22 protein-coding genes and 1 tRNA gene are annotated in these 22,788 nt (G+C 72.2%); 20 read left to right on the top strand and 3 right to left on the bottom strand.

Annotated features, from left to right (window positions below; genetic code table 11):
* The first annotated feature begins 17 nt into the window (after positions 1-17).
* The 7 genes from HHX33_RS33465 to HHX33_RS33435 all read left to right on the top strand — a co-directional run bounded on the left by HHX33_RS33465 (position 18) and on the right by HHX33_RS33435 (position 8,520).
* Positions 18-788, top strand: a complete 771-nt coding sequence (locus HHX33_RS33465) for a TIGR03936 family radical SAM-associated protein (RefSeq protein WP_310738411.1) — start codon at positions 18-20, stop codon at positions 786-788.
* 103 nt (positions 789-891) lie between these two features.
* The gene (locus tag HHX33_RS33460) at positions 892-3,792 is read left to right on the top strand and encodes an Rne/Rng family ribonuclease (RefSeq protein ID WP_182878066.1); all 2,901 of its coding nucleotides are present in this window, start codon (positions 892-894) and stop codon (positions 3,790-3,792) included.
* A gap of 186 nt (positions 3,793-3,978) precedes the next feature.
* On the top strand, positions 3,979-4,293 hold the full coding sequence (gene rplU, locus HHX33_RS33455) for a 50S ribosomal protein L21 (protein ID WP_117408867.1): 315 nt from the start codon (positions 3,979-3,981) through the stop codon (positions 4,291-4,293).
* A gap of 44 nt (positions 4,294-4,337) precedes the next feature.
* Entirely contained in the window at positions 4,338-4,595 is a 258-nt protein-coding gene (gene rpmA / locus HHX33_RS33450) for a 50S ribosomal protein L27 (RefSeq protein ID WP_117408868.1), read from the top strand.
* A 117-nt stretch (positions 4,596-4,712) separates the two neighbouring features.
* Positions 4,713-6,062, top strand: a complete 1,350-nt coding sequence (gene obgE, locus HHX33_RS33445) for a GTPase ObgE (RefSeq protein WP_117408869.1) — start codon at positions 4,713-4,715, stop codon at positions 6,060-6,062.
* 47 nt (positions 6,063-6,109) lie between these two features.
* Positions 6,110-7,219, top strand: coding sequence for a glutamate 5-kinase (proB, locus tag HHX33_RS33440; RefSeq protein ID WP_222867923.1), 1,110 nt, complete (start codon positions 6,110-6,112; stop codon positions 7,217-7,219).
* Positions 7,220-7,251: 32 nt separating this feature from the next.
* Positions 7,252-8,520, top strand: coding sequence for a glutamate-5-semialdehyde dehydrogenase (locus HHX33_RS33435; protein WP_182878065.1), 1,269 nt, complete (start codon positions 7,252-7,254; stop codon positions 8,518-8,520).
* Positions 8,521-8,559: 39 nt separating this feature from the next.
* On the opposite strand, the gene HHX33_RS33430 is transcribed toward HHX33_RS33435, so the two are convergent.
* Positions 8,560-9,222, bottom strand: a complete 663-nt coding sequence (locus HHX33_RS33430) for a LuxR C-terminal-related transcriptional regulator (protein WP_182878064.1) — start codon at positions 9,220-9,222, stop codon at positions 8,560-8,562.
* 138 nt (positions 9,223-9,360) lie between these two features.
* On the opposite strand from HHX33_RS33430, the gene HHX33_RS33425 reads away from it, so the two are divergent.
* Positions 9,361-10,923 (top strand): serine/threonine-protein kinase, encoded by a 1,563-nt coding sequence (locus HHX33_RS33425; RefSeq protein WP_182878063.1) that lies wholly within the window; start codon positions 9,361-9,363, stop codon positions 10,921-10,923.
* A 15-nt stretch (positions 10,924-10,938) separates the two neighbouring features.
* Here the strand turns inward: HHX33_RS33425 and HHX33_RS33420 are convergent, their stop codons facing one another.
* Entirely contained in the window at positions 10,939-11,958 is a 1,020-nt protein-coding gene (locus tag HHX33_RS33420) for a M48 family metallopeptidase (protein ID WP_396700260.1), read from the bottom strand.
* 107 nt (positions 11,959-12,065) lie between these two features.
* On the opposite strand from HHX33_RS33420, the gene nadD reads away from it, so the two are divergent.
* The 4 genes from nadD to HHX33_RS33400 all read left to right on the top strand — a co-directional run bounded on the left by nadD (position 12,066) and on the right by HHX33_RS33400 (position 14,237).
* The gene (gene nadD, locus HHX33_RS33415; RefSeq protein ID WP_117408873.1) at positions 12,066-12,677 is read left to right on the top strand and encodes a nicotinate-nucleotide adenylyltransferase; all 612 of its coding nucleotides are present in this window, start codon (positions 12,066-12,068) and stop codon (positions 12,675-12,677) included.
* A 312-nt stretch (positions 12,678-12,989) separates the two neighbouring features.
* Positions 12,990-13,394 carry a ribosome silencing factor gene (rsfS, locus tag HHX33_RS33410; RefSeq protein WP_182878062.1) on the top strand — a complete coding sequence of 135 codons (405 nt, stop codon included), beginning with the start codon at positions 12,990-12,992 and terminating at the stop codon, positions 13,392-13,394.
* Positions 13,395-13,419: 25 nt separating this feature from the next.
* Entirely contained in the window at positions 13,420-14,055 is a 636-nt protein-coding gene (locus tag HHX33_RS33405) for a histidine phosphatase family protein (RefSeq protein WP_117408876.1), read from the top strand.
* Between the two features lie 109 nt (positions 14,056-14,164).
* Positions 14,165-14,237 (top strand) — tRNA-Ala (locus tag HHX33_RS33400).
* A 44-nt stretch (positions 14,238-14,281) separates the two neighbouring features.
* Here HHX33_RS33400 and HHX33_RS33395 read toward each other — a convergent pair.
* The gene (locus HHX33_RS33395; RefSeq protein ID WP_182878061.1) at positions 14,282-15,667 is read right to left on the bottom strand and encodes a Dyp-type peroxidase; all 1,386 of its coding nucleotides are present in this window, start codon (positions 15,665-15,667) and stop codon (positions 14,282-14,284) included.
* Between the two features lie 183 nt (positions 15,668-15,850).
* Between HHX33_RS33395 and HHX33_RS33390 the strand changes: the two genes are divergently transcribed.
* The 8 genes from HHX33_RS33390 to HHX33_RS37570 form a co-directional block, all read left to right on the top strand.
* A complete protein-coding gene (locus HHX33_RS33390) occupies positions 15,851-16,945 on the top strand; it encodes a carboxylate-amine ligase (RefSeq protein WP_182878060.1) in 1,095 nt (364 codons plus the stop codon).
* Positions 16,946-17,058: 113 nt separating this feature from the next.
* On the top strand, positions 17,059-17,412 hold the full coding sequence (locus tag HHX33_RS33385; protein WP_117408879.1) for a hypothetical protein: 354 nt from the start codon (positions 17,059-17,061) through the stop codon (positions 17,410-17,412).
* Positions 17,409-17,795 (top strand): hypothetical protein, encoded by a 387-nt coding sequence (locus HHX33_RS33380; RefSeq protein ID WP_117408880.1) that lies wholly within the window; start codon positions 17,409-17,411, stop codon positions 17,793-17,795. The genes HHX33_RS33385 and HHX33_RS33380 overlap by 4 nt, the downstream gene beginning before the upstream one ends.
* Before the next feature lie 85 nt (positions 17,796-17,880).
* Complete coding sequence (locus HHX33_RS33375) at positions 17,881-19,161, top strand: CynX/NimT family MFS transporter (RefSeq protein WP_244302530.1); 1,281 nt, start codon at positions 17,881-17,883, stop codon at positions 19,159-19,161.
* Positions 19,162-19,214: 53 nt separating this feature from the next.
* Positions 19,215-19,892 carry an SRPBCC family protein gene (locus HHX33_RS33370; protein ID WP_182878059.1) on the top strand — a complete coding sequence of 226 codons (678 nt, stop codon included), beginning with the start codon at positions 19,215-19,217 and terminating at the stop codon, positions 19,890-19,892.
* Between the two features lie 184 nt (positions 19,893-20,076).
* Entirely contained in the window at positions 20,077-20,835 is a 759-nt protein-coding gene (locus HHX33_RS33365; protein WP_310741631.1) for a dienelactone hydrolase family protein, read from the top strand.
* A 328-nt stretch (positions 20,836-21,163) separates the two neighbouring features.
* The gene (locus HHX33_RS33360; protein ID WP_182878057.1) at positions 21,164-22,078 is read left to right on the top strand and encodes a DMT family transporter; all 915 of its coding nucleotides are present in this window, start codon (positions 21,164-21,166) and stop codon (positions 22,076-22,078) included.
* Between the two features lie 262 nt (positions 22,079-22,340).
* On the top strand, positions 22,341-22,788 hold a 448-nt coding region (locus HHX33_RS37570), incomplete at its 3' end, for a LacI family DNA-binding transcriptional regulator (protein ID WP_310741630.1).

Genomic DNA, 22,788 nt, shown 5'->3' with positions numbered 1-22,788 from the left:
GAAGGACGACGGAACTGGTGAAACCCGTTCCCGAGGGGCCCGCGCCCGAACCCACGGTGCAGCGCCTGCGCGTGCGCTACGCCAAGCGGGGGCGGCTGCGCTTCACCAGCCACCGCGACATCTCCCGCGCCGTCGAGAGGGCGGTGCGGCGAGCGGGGATCCCGGTGGCCTACAGCGCGGGCTTCAACCCGCACCCGAAGATCTCCTATGCGGGCGCCGCCCCCACCGGGGTGGCGAGCGAGGCCGAGTACCTGGAGATCGGCGTCCACCGGGCGTGCGATCCACGCCGGGTGCGCGACGACCTCGACGCCTCGCTGCCGCCGGGCCTGGACGTGCTCGACGTGGTCGAGGCGCGGGACGGCGGCCTCGCCGACCGGCTGGAGGGATCGGTCTGGGAGTTGCGGCTTCCCGGGGCCGATCCGGGGGAGGCCGAGCGGGCGGTGAAGGAGTTCCTCTCGGCCGGTCACGTCGAGGTGGAACGCCTGACCAAGAAGGGAATGCGGCGCTTCGACGCCCGCCAGGCGGTGCGTACGCTGACCCTTGTGGAGGGGCCGGAAAAGACGGCAGGTCAGGAGCCTGTTCAGCCGTGTGTCATACTTCGTATGGTTGTTCGGCACGAAACACCTGCCGTACGACCCGATGACGTGCTCATGGGGCTGCGTCTCGTGGCAGGCTTCGCGCCGCCGTCACCCGCTGCGGTGACCAGGCTGGCGCAGGGGCCGCTCGACGCGGTGACCGGTGAGCCCGCCGACCCGTTCGACCTCGACCGGGCAGGCGGAGAACGATAAGACTTGCCGCCGCGGCGCCGACAGGAGGCCCGGCGGACCGCGAGAGACGAGAGCCTCCGCGCGGCGCGGAGACGTGCCCGGGGGCTGACGGGAGAGCGCCCGCATGCTCGACAACGAGCCCACTGACGGGGCTGTGAGCCTTGACGGTGAAACGACAACAGAAGACCAGGGCCAGGCCGGGGGGAACGCGGTTTCCTCCGGTTCGGTCCGTGCGTCCACGCCACGCCGCCGGTCGGCGAGCCGGCCCGCCGGGCCCCCGCCCGAGCCGGACGAACTGCCGCCTCCGGTGACCACGGTGGCCGCCGCCGCGGCGCCGAAGGCGGTGGAGCCCGAGCAGCCGGGCCAGGAGGCGCAGGAGGCGCCGGTCGTCCAGGAGCGGCCGAAGCGGGCCACCCGCCGCCGCACCAAGACCGCCGAACCGCCGGCTCCCGAGCCCGCGGTGGCGGAGGCGCCGGTCGCGGAGGCGCCGGTGGTGGAGACTCCGGTGCCCGCGCAGGCCCCGGCCGGTGACGACGTGGCCCCAGCCGCCGCCCCTGAGAGCGCGGGCGCCGAGCCCGTGGACGGCGGGAACGACGAGCCGGCCGCGCCCACGCGGCGCCGCCGTAGCCGCAAGCGGACCGACACGCCGGAGCAGGCCGAACAGACCGAGCCCGCCGAGCAGGCCGAGGCCGTCGAGGAGACGCCCGCCCCGCGCCGCCGCCGTCGTGCCCGGGCGGACGAGTCCGTACCGGAACGATCCAGGGCGATGAGCGCCGCGGAGGCGGAGGTGGCCGCCGCGCTGCGGCTCAACCTGCCCGACGAGGAACCGCTGGACGACGAGCCGATCGACATCGAGGACATCGACGTCGAGGAGACCGGTGAGACCGAGGAGGAGAACGGCCGTCCTGACGTGGTGGCCGACCCCTTCGGGCTGTCCTCCCGGTCGCAGCCCTCGCCCTCGGTGACCTTCCAGGCGCCGTCGGCGCTGTTCCAACCGCTCTTCCAGGCTCCCGACCCCTTCGCCGCGCCCGTGCAGCGGCCCGCCGCGCACGTCCCGGCGCCGGCGACGGCCGGGGACGAGGACCTTGAGCCGGAGGAGCAGGAGGAGGAGCCGGAGGAGACCGCCGAGCAGGGCGAGGACGAGTCCGAGGGCGGCGGCCGTCGTCGCCGCCGCCGTCGCGGCGGCCGGGGCCGGGGAAGCCGGACGAGGGACGCCGAGGAAGGCGAGGAGTCCGAGGCCGAGGGCGAGGAGCCGCAGGCCGCGCAGGACGAGGACGAGGACCGCGAGCAGGCCGAGGACGAGTCCGACGCCCAGGGCGGCACCCGTCGTCGCCGCCGTCGCCGCCGCAGGGGCAGCGAGGAGGCCGAGCCCACCCCCGACGACCCGCCGAACACCGTCGTCCGCATCCGGGCGCCCCGCGCGACCCGGTCCACGTCCGTCGACGAGGTCCAGGGCGTACGGGGATCGACCCGGCTGGAGGCGAAGAAGCAGCGCCGCCGCGAGGGCCGCGAGCTGGGCCGCCGCCGCCCGCCGATCATCACCGAGTCGGAGTTCCTGGCCCGCCGCGAGTCGGTCGAGCGGATCATGGTGGTGCGCCGCCAGGGTGGCCGCACCCAGATCGCGGTGCTGGAGGACGGGGTCCTCGTCGAGCACTACGTCGACCGCGAGTCGAGCCAGTCGTACGTCGGCAACGTCTACCTCGGCAAGGTCCAGAACGTGCTGCCCTCGATGGAGGCGGCGTTCGTCGACATCGGCAAGGGCCGCAACGCGGTGCTGTACGCCGGCGAGGTGAACTTCGACACCGCCGGGCTGGAGGGCCAGCCGAAGCGGATCGAGGCGGCGCTGAAGTCCGGGCAGTCGGTGCTGGTGCAGGTCACCAAGGACCCGATGGGGCACAAGGGGGCCCGGCTGACCTCCCAGATCAGCCTCCCCGGCCGCTACCTGGTCTACGTGCCGGACGGCTCGATGACCGGGATCAGCCGCAAGCTGCCCGACAAGGAGCGGACCCGGCTCAAGCAGATCCTGCGCAAGGTCATGCCGGAGAACGCGGGCGTCATCGTGCGCACCGCCGCGGAGGGCGCCTCGGAGGAGGAGCTCGACCGCGACGTGGCCCGGCTGTCGGCCCAGTGGGAGAACATCCAGCGCAAGGCCAAGTCGGCCAGCCCGCCGGAGCTGCTGTCGGGTGAGCCCGACCTGACCGTCCGGGTGGTCCGCGACGTCTTCAACGAGGACTTCACCTCGCTGGTCGTGGAGGGCGACGAGGCGTGGACGACGGTGGACGAGTACGTCCGCTACGTCGCCCCGCACCTCACCGAGCGGCTGTCGAAGTGGCAGGAGGAGACCGACGCCTTCTCCGCCTACCGGATCGACGAGCAGATCGCCAAGGCGATGGAGCGCAAGGTGTGGCTGCCGTCCGGCGGCTCCCTGGTGATCGACCGGACCGAGGCGATGACCGTCGTCGACGTCAACACCGGCAAGTTCACCGGGCAGGGCGGCAACCTGGAGGAGACCGTCACCCGCAACAACCTGGAGGCGGCCGAGGAGATCGTCCGCCAGCTCAGGCTGCGGGACATCGGCGGCATCATCGTCATCGACTTCATCGACATGGTGCTGGAGAGCAACCGCGACCTGGTGCTCCGCCGGCTGCTGGAGTGCCTGGCGCGGGACCGCACCAAGCACCAGGTGGCCGAGGTCACCTCGCTGGGCCTGGTGCAGATGACCCGCAAGCGGGTCGGCCAGGGCCTGCTGGAGGCGTTCTCCACGCCGTGCGACTGCTGCCACGGGCGCGGGATCATCGTGTCGACCGAACCGGTCGAGGGTAAGCCCGAGCCACGCGGCACACAGGGCAAGATGGCCATCGAGAAGGCGGTGGCCGACAAGCTGGCGGCGAGCGAGGGATCGGTCGCCGCGGCGACGGGGTCGGCGCGTGAGAGCGTGACCGACGCCATCGACTCAGACGAGGGCGAAGGCTCCGCGCCGTCCTCCCGGGGACGGCGACGTTCCCGCAGGAAGACGGCGGAGTAGCGACTTCCTCACCCGGCGGTCCGCTCGGTTCGACCTGGGTACCGGATATCCGGTACCCTGGTCATCCGGTGCGCCTGGTGTCGGCGTGCCTGGCTTCGCGCGCCTGCCCGGACCGCCGGTCGTGTATCGACAGCAGCTGGATGCGGGGCGCGGCATCTCAGCATTAGCCAGTAGAAGGGTTCCGCGGTGTACGCGATCGTTCGTTGCGGCGGCAGGCAGCAGAAGGTCTCCGTCGGGGACGTCCTCGAGGTGGACAAGGTCGCCGGAGAGGTTGGCTCCTCGGTGTCGCTGCCGGCGGTGCTCGTCGTCAACGACGGCGATGTCACCACCGACGCAGCCGCTCTCTCCCGGTTCCAGGTGACCGCCGAGATCCTCGGCGAGACCAAGGGACCGAAGATCCGGATTCTGAAGTACAAGAACAAGAGTGGCTACAAGAAGCGCCAGGGTCACCGCCAGCGGTACACCCAGGTCAAGGTCACCGATATCAACCCCGGAAAGTAGTCTCCCGGGGGACACCCCGGCTTACCCCCGACAGGGAGTGAACCATGGCACACAAGAAGGGCGCCTCGTCCACCCGGAACGGCCGTGACTCGAACGCCCAGCGCCTCGGCGTGAAGCGCTTCGGCGGCCAGCTGGTGAACGCGGGCGAGATCATCGTCCGTCAGCGCGGCACGCACTTCCACCCCGGCGACAACGTCGGCCGCGGCAGCGACGACACGCTGTTCGCCCTGGCCACCGGCCGGGTGCAGTTCGGCACCAAGCGCGGTCGCCGCGCGGTGAGCATCGTCCCGGCCGCGGAGTAGATCCGCCCGGACACCTGAAGCAGCACGATGAGGCGGATCGAGCATTCGGTCCGCCTCATTCGTTTTCTCCGGCCGTACTCCGGCCGATTCCGGCACAGCAGTAAGGGGGAGCGGCTGATGGCCGACTTCGTGGACCACGTCGTCCTGCACATCAAGGCGGGTGACGGGGGCAACGGCTGCGCCTCCATCCACCGGGAGAAGTTCAAGCCGTTGGGTGGGCCGGACGGCGGCGACGGCGGCCGCGGCGGGGACGTCATTCTGGAGGTGGACCCCAACACCTCGACCCTGCTCGAATACCACCACCGGCCGCACCGCCGCGCGGGCAACGGCAAGCAGGGCATGGGCTCCAACCGGGACGGCGCCAACGGCGAGGACGTCGTCCTGCCGGTGCCCGACGGCACGGTCGTGAAGGACGCCAGGACCGGGGAGGTGCTGGTCGACCTGATCGGCTCGGGCACCCGGTACGTCGCCGTGCAGGGCGGCTTCGGCGGCCTCGGCAACGCCGCGCTCGCCAACGCCAAACGCAAGGCCCCCGGCTTCGCGCTGCTCGGGGAGCCGGGCGACGAGGCCGAGATCGTGCTCGAACTCAAGACCGTCGCCGACGTCGCGCTGGTGGGTTTCCCCAACGCGGGCAAGTCGTCCCTGATCGCGGCGCTCTCCGCGGCCCGGCCGAAGATCGCCGACTACCCGTTCACCACCCTCGTGCCGAACCTCGGGGTGGTCACGGCCGGCGAGACCGTCTTCACGGTCGCCGACGTGCCCGGGCTCATCCCCGGCGCCTCGGAGGGCCGGGGCCTCGGCCACGAGTTCCTGCGGCACGTCGAGCGCTGCTCGACGATCGTGCACGTGCTCGACTGCGCCACGCTGGAGCCGGGACGCGACCCGGTGACCGACTTCGAGGTGATCGAGGCCGAGCTCGCGGCGTACGGCTCCCTGCAGGACCGGCCGCGCCTGGTCGCGCTGAACAAGGTGGACGTCCCCGACGGCCGGGACCTCGCCGACATCGTCACGCCCATCCTGGAGGAGCGCGGCGTGCGGGTCTTCGAGATCTCCGCGGCGAGCCACGAGGGCCTGCGGCCCCTGTCGTTCGCGATGGCCGAGATGGTGGCGGCGGCCCGCGCGCAGGCCCCGGTCGAGGAGCCGACGCGTCTGGTCATCCGGCCCAAGCAGCTCGGCGAGGCCGGGTTCTCCGTACGCCGGATCGACGAGAACCGCTTCCAGGTGACCGGCGAGAAGCCCGAGCGGTGGATCCGCCAGACCGACTTCACCAACGACGAGGCCGTCGGCTACCTCGCCGACCGGCTCGACCGGCTCGGCGTCGAGGAGGAGCTGATCAAGGCCGGTGCGACGGCCGGTGCGGAGGTCGTCATCGGGCCGATGGAGGGCGGCTACGTCTTCGACTGGCAGCCGTCGCGGGGCGCAGAGGCGGTCCTCGGGCCGCGCGGCACCGACCTGAGACTCGGCTGACCGGGAGACGCGGTGAGAGGGGGAGCGGTGAGAGAGGGGGAGACGGCGTGACGGGCAGGCAGCGGATCGGCGAGGCCGCGCGGCTGGTGGTCAAGGTGGGCTCGTCGTCGCTGACGACCCCCCGCGGCACGATCGACGTCGACCGGGTCGACGCGCTGGTGGACGTGCTGGCCGCCCGGCGGCTGGCCGGCGCGCAGATCGTGCTGGTGTCGTCCGGCGCGATCGCCGCCGGGCTCGGCCCGCTCGGGCTGCGCGCCCGGCCCAAGGACCTGGCCACCCAGCAGGCCGCCGCCTCGGTGGGACAGGGCGTGCTGATCGCCCGTTACACCTCCTCCTTCGCCAGGTACGGCTTACGCGTGGGCCAGGTGCTGCTGACGGCCGACGACATGATGCGCCGCTCGCACCACCGCAACGCCCAGCGGACGCTGGCCCGGCTGCTGGAGCTCGGCATCGTCCCCGTCGTGAACGAGAACGACACGGTGGCCACCGACGAGATCCGGTTCGGCGACAACGACCGGCTGGCGGCGCTGGTGGCCCACCTCATCCACGCCGACGGCATGGTGCTGCTGTCGGACGTCGACGCGTTGTACGACGGGGATCCCCGCAGGGACGGCGCCGCCCGCATCGCGGAGGTCAGGGGACCGGAGGACCTGGAGGGCGTCGAGCTCGGCACCTCCGGCCGGGTCGGCACCGGCGGCATGATCACCAAGGTGGAGGCGGCCCGCATCGCCACCGGGGCGGGCGTGCCCGTCGTGCTCACGGCGGCGGCGCACGCGGCCCAGGCGCTCGCGGGGGCCGACATCGGCACCTGCTTCCACCCGGGGGGCCGCCACCCCGGCACCCGGCTGCTGTGGCTCGCCCACGCGACGACCGGGCGCGGCCGGCTGCACCTGGACGCGGGCGCGGTCGAGGCCGTGGTGGGGCGGCGGATGTCGCTGCTGCCCGCCGGCGTCGTGAAGGTCGAGGGCGACTTCGCGGCCGGCGACCCGGTCGACCTGTGCGCGCCGACGGGCGTCGCGGTCGCCCGCGGCCTGGTCAACTACGACGCGGGGGAGATCCCCGACCTGCTCGGCCGCTCCACCCGGGAGCTGGCCAGCACACTCGGCCCGGAGTACGAGCGTGAGCTGATCCACCGGGACGACATCGTGATCCTGTAGTCCACCGAGAAGAAGCGACGGAGCGCGAGGCAATGTCTGAGGTTGTGTCCGAGGCAGAGGAATTCCTGACGGTCGCCCGGGCGGCGAAGGACGCCGCGGCGGCGCTCGCGCCGTTGCCGCGCGCGCCGAAGGACGCGGCGCTGCGTGCCGTGGCCGACGCGCTGGAGGCGGCCACGGACGAGATCGTCGCGGCCAACGCCGTCGACGTGGATCAGGCCAGGGCGAACGGCGTCCCCGAGGCGATGATCGACCGGCTGCGGCTGGACGCCGCCCGGATCGCGAAGATCGCCGGGGCCGTCCGCGAGGTGGCCGACCTGCCCGACCCGGTCGGGGAGGTCGTACGCGGGAGCACGCTGCCGAACGGCCTGGAGCTGCGGCAGGTGCGGGTGCCCCTCGGCGTCATCGGGATCATCTACGAGGGCAGGCCCAACGTCACCGTCGACGCGGCGGCGCTCTGCCTCAAGAGCGGCAACGCCGTGCTGCTGCGCGGGTCGTCCAGCGCGTACTCCTCCAACACCGCGCTCGTGCGGATCATGCGGGAGGCGCTGGCGGCGACCGAGGTGCCGGCCGACGCCGTACGGCTCGTGCCGGGCCAGACCCGCGAGTCGGTCCGGCATCTCATGCGCGCCCGGGGGCTGGTCGACGTGCTGATCCCGCGCGGCGGCGCCTCGCTGATCAACAGCGTGGTCGAGGAGTCGACGGTGCCGGTCATCGAGACCGGGGTGGGCAACTGCCACGTCTACGTGGACGCCGACGCCGACGTCGAGACCGCCCTGAAGATCCTGGTGAACGCCAAGGCGCAGCGGCCCTCGGTGTGCAACGCCGCCGAGACGTTCCTGGTGCACGCCGCGATCGCCGACGAGTTCGTCCCCAAGGCGCTGACGGTGCTCAAGGACGCGGGGGTGACCGTCCACGGCGACGAGCGGGTGCGGTCCTACGGCGCCGACGTCGTGCCCGCCACCGAAGAGGACTTCACCACCGAGTACCTCTCGCTCGACGTCGCCGCCGCGGTGGTCGACTCGCTCGACGACGCGGTCGCGCACATCCGGCGGTACGGCTCGGCCCACACCGACGCCATCGTGACCCGGTCCCAGCAGGCCGCCCGCAGGTTCGTCGCGACCGTGGACAGCGCCGCGGTGGCGGTCAACGCCTCGACCCGCTTCACCGACGGCGGCGAGTTCGGCTTCGGCGCGGAGATCGGCATCTCCACGCAGAAGCTGCACGCCCGCGGGCCGATGGGACTGCCGGAGCTGACCTCCACTAAGTGGATCTACACCGGGGACGGGCACATCCGGGTGTGACCCTCGCGCCCGGGCCCGGAGATGCGCTCAGACGCGGGCTCAGACGCGGGTGAGCACGGGACGCGAGCCGAGGCCCGCGTCCCTCGCCCGCAGCGCCGCGTCCACCCGGCTCGGCGCCTCCAGCTTGGTCAGCACGTTGCTCACGTGGTTGCGCACGGTCTTGGTGGCCAGGCACAGCTCGCGGGCGATCTCGGCGTTGGACCTGCCGTCGGCCAGCCGCTCCAGGATCTCGTGCTCCCGCTGGGTGAGGCCGGGGAACGGGCTGCGGGCCGGCGGCGTCGTCAGGCGGTCCAGCAGCCGGGGGGCCAGCCCGCCGCCGAAGACGACCTGCCCGTGGGCCACCGACGTGACCGCGGCCGCGATCTCCGAGGGGCGTGACCCGTTGAGCAGGTAGCCGTACGCCCCGGCGCGCAGCGCGCCCGTGAAGCCCGCCTCGCCGTCGTCCGCGCCGAGCGCGAGCACCCGTACGGCGGGGCAGCGGCGGGGCAGGGACTCCAGCGCGCCCAGCATGGCCAGGTCGGCCAGCAGCACCCGCGGCGACAGCCGTACGCACAGGCGGAGGGCGTCGAGGTCGTCGCACGCGGTGCCGGCGACGTGGAGTCCGGCCGCCTGGTCGAGGGCGGACCGGATGCCCTCGACGAGCAGAGGCTGATCGGCGGCGACCACGACGGTGATCGGGCCGGAGGAGTCGGTCATCGGCATCGTTGTCTCCGTCTTGCCTGTGTTTCCGGAGCAGACTCTGCCGGGACGCTCTTGTGGGCCGGTTGGTGTTCGCTTGTATCGGGTCATCGGCGCGCCTCCGCCGATTCGGGCTCCGGGCCCGCTATGGTTGGCGCTCCTATGGCTGGACGTCTCGGGCGGGTCGGCCCCTACACGCTGCTGGAGCGGCTGGGCCGGGGTGGCATGGGCGAGGTGTACCTCGCCGACGGCCGCCGGGGCGACCGCGTCGCGGTCAAGATGCTCCGCGACCCCATCGAGCACGACCCGGACGCGCGTTTACGCCTCGAGCGCGAGGTGCGGGCGCTGCGCAGGGTGGAGAGCCCGTACATCGCCCAGGTGCTCGACGCGGACCTGTCGGGCGACCGGCCGTACCTCGTGATGGAGTACATCGAGGGGGAGAACCTGCTCGACGCCGTACGGCGCGGCGGCCCGCTCAAGGAGCCACAGCTGATCACGCTGGCGCAGGGGCTCGCCGCCGCGCTGGCGATCATCCATGCGGGCGGGATCGTGCACCGCGACGTCAAACCGGCCAACGTGCTGCTCGGCGAGGACGGGCCGGTCCTGATCGACTTCGGGATCGCCCAGGTGCTCGACGCGACGCGGGTCACGATGACCGGAACGTTCCTCGGCACGCCCGGCTACTGCGCGCCGGAGGTGTTCTCCGACGAGACGGTGGGCGAGCCCGCCGACGTGCACGGCTGGGCCGCCACCGTCGCGTTCGCGGCCACCGGGCGGCCCACCTTCGGCCGGGGCACCGCCGAGTCGCAGATGTACGCCGTGCTGAACGGCAAGGCCGATCTCGTGGGGGTGCCCCCCGCGCTGCTGTCGCTGGTGCGTGCGGCGCTGCACCGCGACCCCTCCCGCCGTCCCACCGCCGCGCTGCTCGCCGACCGCCTGTCCAGGCTCGCGCGGGTCGCCGTCGACCCGCCGGACCGCGGCGCCGGGCCGCCCGCCCCGCAGCGCGCCAGGGAGAACGGCGGGGGCGGCCCGGCCGTACAGGTCCGGGCCTCCGCGGAGGCCGCAGCCCGCACCGGCACGGCCCGGCCCCCGGTGCGACCCCCGTTGAGAAGCCCCTTGAGAACGCCGGTGAGGACCGCGGCGCGGACCCAGGCGAAGGCGGCGGCGAAGTCGGCGACCGGCCCGGCCGCGCCCGAAGGGGCGCTCGGGATCCCGACCGGGAACGCGGCGCTGGTCCTGGTCGCGCTCCTCGCGGTGCCGTGCGTGGTGACGGCGGTGATCTACCCGCTGGCCACCTTCGTGATCACCGCGGTGTTCGCCGTGGTGACCAGGGCGATCTGGACGAGCCACTGGCTGGTGCGACGACGCCGGCCCGGCCGGGGACGCACCTTCCTGCGGGTGCTGCTGTTCCCCCTCACCCTCTCGGGCTCGGCGCTGTCGGCCGTCGTGTGGCCGGGCCTGCCGGCCGCCGCGGCGGCGTTCGCGGCGATCTGGGTGGGTTCCGGCGCGCGCCTGGACCCCGACTGGTGGTCTCAGGTGGTGCCGGTCACGATCGCCGGGGTCGCCTTCGGGGTGGTCAGCGGCGGGCTCGTCGGACGGGAGATCGAGCGCGCCGGCGGGGCCATTCCGGGCCTGCGCCGGGAGGGCCTGCGGGCGCTCGCCGTGCTCGGCGGTTTCGTGCCGCTGTGCGCGGCCGCCGTACGCGCCGTCTCCTACTTCTTCTGAGCAGCCGGGCCGGAGTCAGTTCTCCCGCCGGGCGAAGCGGTTGAAGATGCGCTCGCCCGCGTTGACCGCGCCCTCCGCGACGTCGCGCAGCACGCCGATGAACGGGTCCTGCGACTGCGCCCACGACTCCCGGTAGGAGTTGGCCGCGGCCTTGATCTCGTCGGTGAGCCGGGCGTTGGCGTCGTCCTCCCGGCGCGGGTAGTCGCCGGCGAGGACGCGGTCGTACTCGCCGTCGCGGCGCCAGCGGTCGAGTTCGGCGACCCGGGTCACGGCGAACGGGTGGGTCGTGCCGAGCATGTTGAGGACCTTGAGCAGGCCGTCGCGGACGTCGCCCGCGGTGTCGTACTCCCTGGCCTGGTCGAGGAACGCCTCGATGTTCATCTCGTGCAGGCGCGAGCCGCCGGCGAGCTTCATGAGCGCGCGCAGCGCGGCGTCGGGGTCCTGCCCGGCGAGCAGGCCGCCCCGGTCGGCGGACATCTCCGCCTTGCGCTGCCACTCCTCCAGGGCCGCGACGATGATCCGCAGGCCGATGTAGCCGAGCGGGATCCAGGCCACCCGGGTGGCCAGCCGGGTCAGGATCGCGAGCATCGTGCCGTAGACGGCGTGGCCCGACAGGATGTGGGAGGTCTCGTGGCCGACGACGAAGCGCAGCTCCTCGGAGTCCATGAGGTCGAGCAGGCCCGTCGAGACGATGATGAACGGCTCGTCGAAACCGATCGCCATCGCGTACGCCTTGGGGTCCTGCTGCACGTAGATCTCGGGAATCCTGTGCAGGTCGAGGATGTAGGCGCTGTCGCGGCCCATGTCGTACAGGGCGCGGAACTGGGTGTCGGTCGTGCGCACGGCGGAGGCGAGGAACATCAGGCGGAGCCTGCGCTCGCTGAACAGGCCGGACGTGCGCTTCAGCACCGCGTCGAACCCGGAGAGCGAACGCATCGCGACCAGCGCGGACCGGTCGGCGGGATGTTCGTAGGCTCGTGAGCTGATGCCGGGCAGCTGCACGCGATTGCGATCGGGAGTGGTCATGTCCCGCATGCTATGTCTCAGGGGGCGGACGCGCGCGGGACGCCGCGAGGAGCCCTGACGGCGTCCGAGGAGGCCGGTTCACGGGCCGGCCGGGCGAGGACGTTAAGGTCCGTTCCATGCGAAACGGGACGGAGATCCGGCGGCTGGGCGTGATGGGCGGGACGTTCGACCCGATCCACCACGGCCACCTGGTGGCGGCGAGTGAGGTGGCGCACCACTTCGACCTGGACGAGGTGGTCTTCGTCCCGACCGGGCAGCCGTGGCAGAAGGCGGACCAGCGCGTCTCCTCCAGCGAGGACCGCTATCTGATGACCGTCATCGCGACCGCGTCGAACCCCCGCTTCTCGGTGAGCCGGGTGGACATCGACCGGCCGGGGCCCACGTACACGATCGACACGCTGCGCGACATCGCCGCCGCGTACGGACCGGACGCCGATCTCTACTTCATCACCGGCGCCGACGCGCTCGCGCAGATCCTGAGCTGGCGCGACGCCGGCGAGCTCTTCGACACCGCGCACTTCGTCGGCTGCACCCGGCCCGGTCACCCGCTGCAGGACCCCGGCCTGCCGGCCGGGAAGGTGAGCCTGGTCGAGATCCCCGCCCTGGCGATCTCCTCCTCCGAGTGCCGCGACCGCGTGGCCGCCGGGGAGCCCATCTGGTATCTCGTCCCCGACGGCATCGTGCAGTACATCAACAAGCGCCGCCTCTACCGGGACCCGGCCGGCTGAACCGGCGGGCGCCATCGGGGCCGTCAACGGGCGGGCAAGGGACGCGTGGTCGTCGGCGCCCCGCGCCCGCCGGACCACTCTGCGCGGCGCGGGCGATCTGTCCGATGCGGCCCCGCACCCGTACGGGCGCTGGGCCGCACGCGTCCCTCCGGCGGAATCATCGGGCCCGGGAGGACGTTGAAGCTCCGATCCCGGGCATAACTCCGGTATCGACAGGGTGTGACGGTAGGGTCTCCACGGAAAAGCGGGTTGTACGGGGGCCGCGGACTGTGCACCCTTGAAGAGCCCGTCAACGGAGGACAGAACCGAATCGTGACAGCATCCGAGAGAGCGGCAGAGCTTGTGCGGGTGGCGGCCGAGGCCGCCGCCGAGAAGCTGGCCGACGACATCATCGCCTACGACGTGAGCGAACAGCTCGTCATCACCGACGCCTTCCTTCTCTGCTCCGCGTCCAACGACCGGCAGGTCCGCGCGGTCGTCGACGAGATCGAGGAGCGGCTGCGCGTCGAGGCCGACGCCAAACCCGTACGCCGGGAGGGCGAGCGGGAGGGCCGCTGGGTCCTGCTCGACTACCTCGACATCGTGGTGCACGTGCAGCACGAGGAGGACCGCGCCTTCTACGCGCTGGAGCGCCTGTGGAAGGACTGCCCCTCCATCCAGCTGCCGGAGAGCGTACGGCGGGTCGCCGCCCAGCGTGGGCGCGGGGCGAACCCGTGACGGACGCCGGCGCCGGGGCGGCGTGATGGGCCGCCGTGTGGTCTGCCTGCGGCACGGGCAGACGTTGTGGAATGTGGAGAAGCGCTTCCAGGGGCACACCGACATCGCCCTGGACGAGACGGGGATCGCCCAGGCCGCCCGGGCGGCCTCCCTGCTCGCGTCGCTGCGCCCGACGATGCTCGTCGCCTCCGACCTGCGCCGGGCCTACGACACGGCCTCCGCGCTCGGCCGCATCACCGGCCTCGACGTCATGGTCGACAAGGACCTGCGCGAGCGCGGCGGCGGGGAGTGGGAGGGCCTGACCCGCGACGAGATCAGGGCGGGCTGGCCGGTCGAGTACGAGGCGTGGGAGGCGCCGGGCGGCGAGGACGTGACGCACGTCGCCGACCGGGTGGCCGAGGCGGTCGAGCGCTGGGCGGGCCGCCTGGGCGACGACGGCCCGCTGGTGATCGCCTCGCACGGCGCCGCGCTGCGGCTCGGCATCTGCCGCCTGCTCGGCCTGCCGCAGGAGCTGTGGTCGGCGCTCGGCAGCCTGGGCAACTGCTCGTGGTCGGTGCTGGAGGAGGGCCGCCGGGGATGGCGCCTGATGGAGCACAACGCGGGCACCCTGCCCGAGCCGGTCAGCAGCGACGACAGCCCCGCCGCCACCGCGGACGGCTGATACGCCTGTTACCGGTGCTACGCGGGTGACCGGTGACGATTAGGTAAACGGAAGGGCATGGATATATGCTCTCCGAGCGCCGCGCCGGGAGGACTCGGAGCGGTGGCAAGGGGCTATAGCGCAGCTGGTAGCGCACCTCCATGGCATGGAGGGGGTCTGGGGTTCGAGTCCCCATAGCTCCACCCACTCGGGTGCGCGGTCACTCAGCTGGTGACTCGGCCGGGCGTCACAGGCCTTTCAGGTAGGCGAGCGACGGCATGAAGAAGTACTCGCCTCCCTTCATCGTCACCGTCTGCGGAACCTGCTGCCGGGGGGCGCTCAGCTTCTTGCCGTCCCACTCGGTGGGGAAGCGCACCTTGACGTCCCGCCTGCCCTGGCCGATCACAGGGTCGTGGCCGGTGCCCTCGGCGGGGAAGCCGGGCTCGTCGGCCCAGCTCTGCTGGGTGAACTCGAACTGGGACTGCAGGCTGGAGTTGAACGCCATGAACAGCAGGCCCACGCCGCCGGTCGGCCTGGTCGCCGGGGACGCGTCGTCCCACGGCCTGTCGGTGCGCCTGCCGTACGTCTGGCCGCGCCGGGCCATCATGACCCCGAGCGCGCGCTCCAGCCCGCCGTCACGGGAGTCGCGGGGGTTGGCCTTGCGGATGTGCGCGCTCACCGGGCACCTGGACCCGGGATCGTCGCGGTAGCTGAAGTCGTTCTGCACCGGGTGACCCTCGGCGCTCGGCCTGCCGTGCAGCCGCAGCGGCGTGCCGTTGCGGAACCGGCCCACCAGCATCGCGCCGGCGAGCGGCCGGTCCTCCCCCTTGAAGCCGAGCGCGTCGGCGAGGGCCTCCTCGGCCTCGCGGAACGCGCGGACGTTCTGCTCCAGCTTGCGCAGCACGAGGTAGCTGCCGAAGTGACGGCTCGGGTGCGGGGCGAGGGGGTCGGCAGCGAGCACGTGGCTCAGCGGGAAGAACGGGTTCCAGTTGGTGCCGGACTCGGCGGCCACCTGGTCGGCGAGGAACAGCGGCTGGCTGCGGCCGTCCACGTAGCCGAAGTGCTCGATGCCCCGGCCCTGGGCGTCGCGCAGGCCCTCGCCCGTCTCCTCGCCGAGGATCTTCGCGGTCTTCGGCAGCAGCGCGAGGACGCGCGTGCGCGTCGCGGCGACCGGCTCGGGCGTGGCGTCCCCGATCAGCACGATCGCGTGGATCTCCCCCTGGTAGTGCTTCTCCCACGCGTCGACCGCCGGGTCGCTCAAGGTGTCCTTGCGCCGTTTCATCCCCGACTTGAACGCGTTGTCGGTGAATTTAGTGGTTGATTCGCCCAGTTTGAGATATCCGAGCTTGCTGATGCCGACGCCGACGTACGGCGTGCCGCGCTTCTTCGAGCGGTTGAACTCGCGCACCTCCTCAAGGTGCTTCCTGGCCGACTTCATGAGCGGCACCAGGGAGCGCAGGAACCGCCTGCCGTCCGCGCCGTCGCCGAAATGCACGAGCAGCAGGGACATGCTCTCGCGCACGTGCGCCTGCAGGATGTTCGGCTGCAGGTTGTCGAGCATCGCCTTGGTGTCGGCGTCGAGTTTCGCCGAATCCCAGGCGAGCGGCTTACCGTTGGACAGGTTGACCGGCATGTCGGTTCCTTCCCCCCTAGTGGAAATGTCGGGCCCCTACCGATGAGAGCCATCATCCATGGAAAAGGTTCGGCGTACCGGGGAAACGGCGGGGTCGGAAAGGGCGGGGCGGTGGTGGCCCCGGGTTCCCGCCGTTCCGCGCAGGCCAGGCCTACTTTCCGTGACGGGGGTAGTGACCCGGCCATGATGAAGAGACGGCCTGTCGGCGTTGAAGAGGAGTTTCTTGTCGTCGACCTCCAGTCCCGGCGTCTCACGCCGCTGGCGGAGTCGATGCTGGAGCGGCTGCCGGACGAGGGGTTCTCGGCCGAGTTGCAGCGATCGGTGGTGGAGACCAACAGCACCCCGATGGAGGACCTGAGCGACGTACGGGCCGAGATCGTACGGCTGCGCCAGGCGCTGGTCGCGGCCGGAGAGCCGCTGGGCGTGGGCGTCATCGCCGCCGGGACGACCCCCAAGACCGGCATCGAGGGCTACACCTTCACCCCGGGGGAGCGCTACCGCTACCTGTCGGAGTCCTACCGGTTCCTGGCCGAGGAGCAGCTCATCTGCGGGGCGCAGGTGCACGTGGAGATCGACGACAGGGACGTGGCGGTGCTCGCCGCCCAGCGCGTCGAGGCGTGGCTTCCGCCGCTGCTCGCCCTCAGCGCCAGCTCGCCGTTCTGGATGAACGAGGACAGCGGGTACGCCAGCAGCCGGGCGCTGACCTGGCAGCGGTGGCCGACGGCCGGGCCGCTCGGTCCGTTCGCCGACGCCTCCGAGTACGACAGGACGGCCGAGGACCTGGTCGCCTCCGGCGTGATCAAGGACGCCGGCATGATCTACTACGACCTGCGGCTCAGCGCCCACGTGCCGACGGTGGAGATGCGCGTCTGCGACTCGTGCCCCCTGGCGGACGACGTGGTGCTGCTGGCCGGGCTCTTCCGGGCCCTCATGAGCAGGGAGATCGAGGCCGTGGAGCGGGGCGAGCCGCCGGTCGGGGAGCAGCGTCTCGCGCTGCTCCGGGCGGCCAACTGGCGGGCGGCCCGCGACGGGCTGGAGGGCGAGCTGATGTCGCCCGTCACCAGCCGGCCGGCGCCGGCGCCGCGGCTCGTCACGTGGATGCTGGAGGAGCTGCGGCCGACCCTGGAGGAACTCGGCGACTGGGAGATCGTGTCGGAGCTCGCCAACGAGGCCCTGCTCCGCGGCAGCTCCGCCTCCCGCCAGCGGGGCGCGTACGCCGTCAACGGCAGAGCCGAGGACGCGGTCGACCTGCTGCTCGCGGAGACCCGGCAGAGCTAGAGCCCTTGCTGAACGCGGACCGGGCCGCGCGAGGGGGTGGGCGGTCGGGCCGATAACCTTCTGGCCATGCCTCCACTGTCCGCCCACCCCCTGAACACCGTCCTGAGCACGGCATGAACGGCGCCTACTCGGGCTGGCTGATCGGCGCGGCCCTGCTGCTGGCGCTGGCCGCCGTGGTCACCACCGTACGGAACCGGCCGATGGGGCCGGTGCTGCTGATCGGGCTGGGGCTGCTGGAGATCGCCGTGCTCGCGCAGGCGGGGTTCGCCCTCGCCGGGATGGGGCGTGTCGCGGAGAAGGCGACCTTCGTCGGATACCTGGCGGGGACCGTGGTGATCCCGCCCGCCGCGGTGTGGTGGGGCCGGGCGGAGCGGACCCGCTGGGGTCCCGGGGTCATCGCCGTGGCCGCGTTCACCGTGGCCGTCATGACCGGGCGGCTGCTGCAGGTCTGGAGCATGGTCCCGTGAGCGATGCGGCCGTACGGTCCGGGCCCGGGCGGGTGCTCGTGGCGGTGTACGGCGTCTTCGCGCTGGCCGCGACCTCCCGCGCCGCCGTGCAGATCGCCACCCGTTTCGCCGAGGCGCCACTGGCGTACGCGCTGTCGGCGTTCGCGGCGGTCGTCTACATCGCCTTGACGGTGGCGCTGGCCCGCGGCGCCGCCCGTGTGGCGCTCGCCGCCTGCCTGGTCGAGCTGGCCGGCGTGCTGGTCGTCGGCACCCTCAGTCTGGCCGACCCGGCCGCCTTCCCGCACGCCACCGTGTGGTCGGGCTACGGCAGCGGGTACGGCTTCGTGCCGCTGGTGCTGCCCGTCGTCGGCCTGCTGTGGCTGCTGCGCGGCGTCCGCCGCTGACGATCCTCTCCAGGACTACTCCAGGAACCGGGAACAAACGAGGAGTTTGAGGCCTTTGGTAGGGTGTTAAACGTAGGATGACTGGATGAGGGGAGATGTTGCGGCGATGAGTGCCGTCGTCACGCGAAGGGCCACCGGCGAGGCTCCGTGGAGAGCCGCGTGGAGAGCGCCGGGCGGATCGATGGCGTGGCTCATCGCCGGCGGCATCGCCCTCGCCGCGCTGAACCTCCGCACCGCCGTCACCAGCGTGGGCACCGTCCTCGACGAGGTGAGCACCGGGCTCGGCCTGTCCGGCGCGATGACCGGGCTGCTGACCACGCTGCCGGTGGTGAGCTTCGCCCTGTTCGGGGCGCTGACGCCGGCCATGTCCCGGAGGATCGGCGAGCACCGGCTGCTGCTGACCGCGATCGTGCTGCTCGCCGCGGGCCAGGCCGTACGCTCCCTCGTCGACTCGGCGGCGCCGTTCATGGCCGCCAGCACGGTCGCGCTGGCGGGCGGCGCGGTCGGCAACGTCGTCATCCCCACGCTGATCAAGAAGCACTTCCCGCGACGGTCCGGCGCCATGACGACCGTCTACTCGACCGCCCTCGCGGCCGGAACGATGGTGGCCGCCGCGGCCACCGTCCCGGTACAGCAGGCCGCGGGCGGCAACTGGCACGTGGCACTCGGGGTGTGGGCGGCCCTGGCCGCCGTTGCCGCGATTCCGTGGCTCGCGCTCAGGCGCGGTGAGCCGGAGCGGCGTAGCACCCCCGCCCGGACGGCGGGCGAGAGCCTCCTGCGCAGCAGGCTCGCCTGGGCCGTGGCCGGTTACTTCGGGTCGCAGTCGCTCATCGCCTACGTCATGTTCGGCTGGCTGCCGCTGCTGCTGCAGGACAACGGCTACACCAGCGGCCAGGCCGGGGTGGTGCTCGCCGTGTTCACCGGGCTCGGCATCCCGATCTCGATGGTGGTGCCCACGCTGGCGACCCGCCTGTCCGGGCAGCGCCCGCTGGTGGTCGCCTTCGCCGCCCTGTACGCGGCCGGCTTCGCCGGGATGCTGACCGGGCACGCGATGTGGGCGTGGGCGATCCTCGTGGCGCTCGGCGGCGGCACGTTCCCGCTGGCGCTGGCGATGCTGGCGCTGCGGACCCGGACGGCGCCGGGCACCGCCGCCCTCTCCGCCTTCGGGCAGAGCGCCGGATACCTCATCGCGGGCGCGGGCCCGATCACGTTCGGCCTCCTCCACCAGGTGAGCGGTGGCTGGGCGCTGCCGTTCGGCCTGCTGTTCGCCGCGCTCGCCGTACAGGTCGTCACCGGCTGGTACGCGGGCGGCGACCGGACGCTGGAGGACGCGGGCGCCGAGGGGGCTTCCCACCTCCGGGTTTAGGCAGCCCTCAGAGGGCAGGGCTTGTCGTGTAGCCCACGAGAGAAGGAGGAGGCATGAGCTCGATCGAACAGTCCATCGATGTGAATGTCCCGATCCGTACCGCGTACAACCAGTGGACGCAGTTCGAGAGCTTCCCGGAGTTCATGGAAGGCGTCGAGTCGGTCAAGCAGATCGGCGACACACGTACCGACTGGGTCGTCGAGATCGCGGGAGTCCGCCGGGAGTTCGAGGCGGAGATCACCGAGCAGCACCCCGACGAGCGCGTGGCCTGGCGCTCACTGGACACGCCGCGGCAGGCCGGAGTCGTCACGTTCCACCGGCTCGGCGACGACACCACCCGCGTCACCCTCCAGATGGAGTACGACCCCGAGGGCTTCCTCGAGAAGGCGGCGGACGCTCTTCAGCTCGTGCGCATGCGCGTCAAGGGCGACCTGGAGCGTTTCAAGACCTTCATCGAGTCGCGCGGCGGCGAGACCGGCGCCTGGCGCGGTGACGTGCCCGGCCCGCACCAGCAGGGCGGAACGGGTTCCGGAGGTTTCTCCGGAGGAGGGTCCGGCACGGGCTACGACATCGGCGAGCCGATGCCGCCCCAGACCGTGAACCCCGACTACCCCCGCGAGACGCCGCTGCCCGCACCCGGCAGCGGTCCGATCCCGCCGGCGCCCGGTACGGGCCCGCTCCCCGGCAGCGGACCTCTGCCGCCGCGGGACACGCCCGGCCCCGTCATCTAGGCGCGTCATCTAGGCGCGGGTCGTTCGAAGAGGTCCATCTCCCGAGGGACAGGGAGATGGGCCTCTTCTCGTTATAATGCCGATATCGGAGAATTATCGGTAATTTATTTTGTCGTGATATGATTAGGCTGTAATCCTGTAGCCTTTCGGCGTCGTTCATTTGATTATGAAGGGATGCCCGCCCGTGTGCTACGACGCCGACGCCGTACCCCCTGTTCACGGTGCTCCGCTCACGACCACGTCGTCCGAGCGCCTCGTCCTGACCTCGGGCGACGGAGCGGAATTCGCGGCCTTCCTGTCCCGTCCCGGAGAACGCGCCGGCGCCGCCGTACTCGTCCTTCCCGACAACCGGGGCCTTTCGGGGTTCTACGAGCAGCTGACCGGACGGCTCGCCGAGCAGGGGCATCCCGCGCTGGCGATCGACTACTTCGGCCGTACGGCGGGGACCGGCCCGCGCCCGGCCGACTTCCCCTTCATGGAGCACCTGGGCAAGGCGCACAAGGACACCCTCTTCGCCGACATCGCCGCCGGGGCGCGGTGCCTGCGGGCCGAGGGGCACCAGGACGTCGTCACGCTCGGGTTCTGCTTCGGCGGCAGGCTGGCGTTCCTGGCGGCCCGCTCCGAACTCGGATTCAGGGGAGTCGTCGGCCTGTACGGATATCCGGACACGCTGTTCGGCAATCCCGGCCCCACCCAGCTGGCCGGTGAGCTGCGCGGGCCGATCCTCGGACTGTTCGGCGGCGCGGACGAGGGCATCTCGCCCGAGGTGGTGAAGGCGTTCGACGAGGCGCTGGACGGCGCGGGCGTCGAGCACGAGTTCGTCACCTATCCGGGAGCCCCGCACAGCTTCTTCGAACTCGGCCGGCCGGAACTGGCCGAGGCCTGCGCCGACGCGTGGTCGCGCGTCCTCGCCTTCCTGGAACGTGTGCCGGCGGGGTCCTGAGCCGCGCCGCCGCGCTGCCTACCGGCCGCCGCACTACCGGGAGGCCGGACAGCGGACAGCCCGAGGCGACCTGACCTCGCCTCGGGCTGTCACGATGCCAAGACTACGACTTCGATGTCCGGCTGTGTGCACCGGCACCCCCCAAATGCCGGAAAAGCCGATGCCGTGTTTCGGGAGAGCCCGCTAGTGTGGCCCGCGTGCCAATGATCGTCTCTCCGCCGCCCGCCCGATAGCGGGCGGCGTCATCCGGTGAGCCGGGTCTGGAAGGCCCGGCCGGTGGCCCCTGCCCGCGTACGGGAATCGGGCCCACCTCACTGGAGAGACGTCGATGAACCATGCTCCAGCCCTGTCCGTACGGCAGGGCCTTATTCACGTGTCCACCGCCGCGGCCGCCTGGGGAACCGGCGGCGCGGCGGGGGCGATGCTCCACGACGCGGGCCGGCTGAGCCCCGTCGCCGTGTCCTTCTGGCGCTTCGCCTGCGGGGCGGCACTGCTGCTCGTGATTTCGCGCTGCCGCCCCTCCTGGCGGGCGGTGCTGCTCGTCGGCCCGGCCATGGCGGTGTGCCAGGCCGCCTACTTCGCCGCGATCGCCGAGACCGGCGTCGCGGTCGCGACGATGATCACCATGGGGACGGCCCCGCTCCTGGTGGCGGCCGGCGGCCGGATCTTCCTGGGTGAGCCGCTGGGCCGTACGGCTCTCGCCTGCGCCGGTCTCGCGCTCGCCGGGCTGGCCATGCTCACGGGCGGAGCGGCCCCGGCCGGCCCAGCAGGCGTCGGCTACTGCCTGGTGTCGGCGGCCGCCTACTCTTTCGTCACCCTCGTGACCCGCCGCGTGCCCGCGGAGGGGGTGGCGGTGTGGGGTTTCGCCGGGGGAGCGCTGTGCCTGCTCCCGCTCGCCGTGGGCGGAGGGCTGCTGCCCACCGGGCACACGACGACCAGCGTGCTGCTCCTCGGCTATCTGGCGATCGTGCCGACCGCGCTCGCGTACCGGTTGTTCTTCACCGGTCTGGGCGTCGTGGGCGGGGTCACCGCGTCGGTCGTCTCCCTGCTCGAACCCCTCGTCGCGGCCGTCGCCGGCGTCGTTCTGCTGGGGGAGCGCATGACCGCCGTACAGGTGGGCGGGGGAGCCCTCCTCCTGACCGCCCTCACCTGGCTCGCCCGCGCGGAGTTGCGCGGCGGGCCGGCGCAGGGACCGGCGCGGGGGCCGGTGCAGGGGTCACGACCAGGGAAGCCGAGCTGTTAACGGTACCATCGGGTGGGTGGTGTGAAGCGCGCGGTCGCCAGGCGGAACGTTCCTTTTCGGTACGCGTCCCGCCGGTGATCGCCGTCGGCGCTCACACCGTCCGCTGGTCCCTGCAGTCCCGGCTACGTGCCGGGACTGTGCCGGGATCGTGTCGGAGTCTGTCGGGTTCGTTCAGGGCGACTGATCGGGAAGAGCGGGGACGCGGGGGATGACGATGGTGCGGCCTGGAGAGAGCCCGGCCGAGCGCCCGAGGGCGGCGGTCATGGAAGACGTCGCGGAGCTGGCGGGGGTGTCGGCGATGACGGTGTCGCGGGTGCTGAACGCTCCGGAGAAGGTGCGTCCGGAGACGCGGGAGCGGGTGCTGGCGGCGGTGCGGGAGCTGGACTACCGGCCGAATTCGGCGGCGCGGATGTTGGTGACGGGGCGGTCGGGGGTGTTGGGGGTGGTGTGTTTCGACACCACGTTGTACGGGCCGGCGTCGACGTTGTTCGGGGTGGAGCAGGCGGCGCGTGACAGTGACTATCTGGTGAGTATCGCGAGTTTGCCGGTGCTGGATCGGCGGTGGATCGGGCGGGGGGTGGATCGGCTGCGGTCGCAGTCGGTGGACGGGGTGATCGTGGTGGCGCCGCATGAGTCGGCGGCCGAGGGGGTGCGGCAGCTTCCGGCGGGGTTGCCGGTGGTGGTGGTCGGTGGGGGTGGGGATGTGCCGG

Origin of the sequence: Microbispora sp. H10670 (assembly GCF_014161385.1) — a bacterium.
Classification (GTDB): Bacteria; Actinomycetota; Actinomycetes; order Streptosporangiales; family Streptosporangiaceae; genus Microbispora; species Microbispora triticiradicis.
This window is presented reverse-complemented; position numbering and strand designations above follow the sequence as displayed.

Coding starts and splice junctions, on each gene's coding strand:
- HHX33_RS33385 (WP_117408879.1), top strand. CDS start 17,059: ATGAACGGCGCCTACTCGGGCTGGCTGATCGGCGCGGCCCTGCTGCTG.
- HHX33_RS33390 (WP_182878060.1), top strand. CDS start 15,851: ATGATGAAGAGACGGCCTGTCGGCGTTGAAGAGGAGTTTCTTGTCGTC.
- HHX33_RS33395 (WP_182878061.1), bottom strand. CDS start 15,667: ATGCCGGTCAACCTGTCCAACGGTAAGCCGCTCGCCTGGGATTCGGCG.
- HHX33_RS33420 (WP_396700260.1), bottom strand. CDS start 11,958: ATGCGGGACATGACCACTCCCGATCGCAATCGCGTGCAGCTGCCCGGC.
- nadD (WP_117408873.1), top strand. CDS start 12,066: ATGCGAAACGGGACGGAGATCCGGCGGCTGGGCGTGATGGGCGGGACG.
- HHX33_RS33405 (WP_117408876.1), top strand. CDS start 13,420: ATGGGCCGCCGTGTGGTCTGCCTGCGGCACGGGCAGACGTTGTGGAAT.
- HHX33_RS33435 (WP_182878065.1), top strand. CDS start 7,252: ATGTCTGAGGTTGTGTCCGAGGCAGAGGAATTCCTGACGGTCGCCCGG.
- HHX33_RS33370 (WP_182878059.1), top strand. CDS start 19,215: ATGAGCTCGATCGAACAGTCCATCGATGTGAATGTCCCGATCCGTACC.
- HHX33_RS33375 (WP_244302530.1), top strand. CDS start 17,881: ATGAGGGGAGATGTTGCGGCGATGAGTGCCGTCGTCACGCGAAGGGCC.
- HHX33_RS33425 (WP_182878063.1), top strand. CDS start 9,361: ATGGCTGGACGTCTCGGGCGGGTCGGCCCCTACACGCTGCTGGAGCGG.
- HHX33_RS33430 (WP_182878064.1), bottom strand. CDS start 9,222: ATGCCGATGACCGACTCCTCCGGCCCGATCACCGTCGTGGTCGCCGCC.
- HHX33_RS33360 (WP_182878057.1), top strand. CDS start 21,164: ATGAACCATGCTCCAGCCCTGTCCGTACGGCAGGGCCTTATTCACGTG.
- obgE (WP_117408869.1), top strand. CDS start 4,713: ATGGCCGACTTCGTGGACCACGTCGTCCTGCACATCAAGGCGGGTGAC.
- HHX33_RS33460 (WP_182878066.1), top strand. CDS start 892: ATGCTCGACAACGAGCCCACTGACGGGGCTGTGAGCCTTGACGGTGAA.
- rpmA (WP_117408868.1), top strand. CDS start 4,338: ATGGCACACAAGAAGGGCGCCTCGTCCACCCGGAACGGCCGTGACTCG.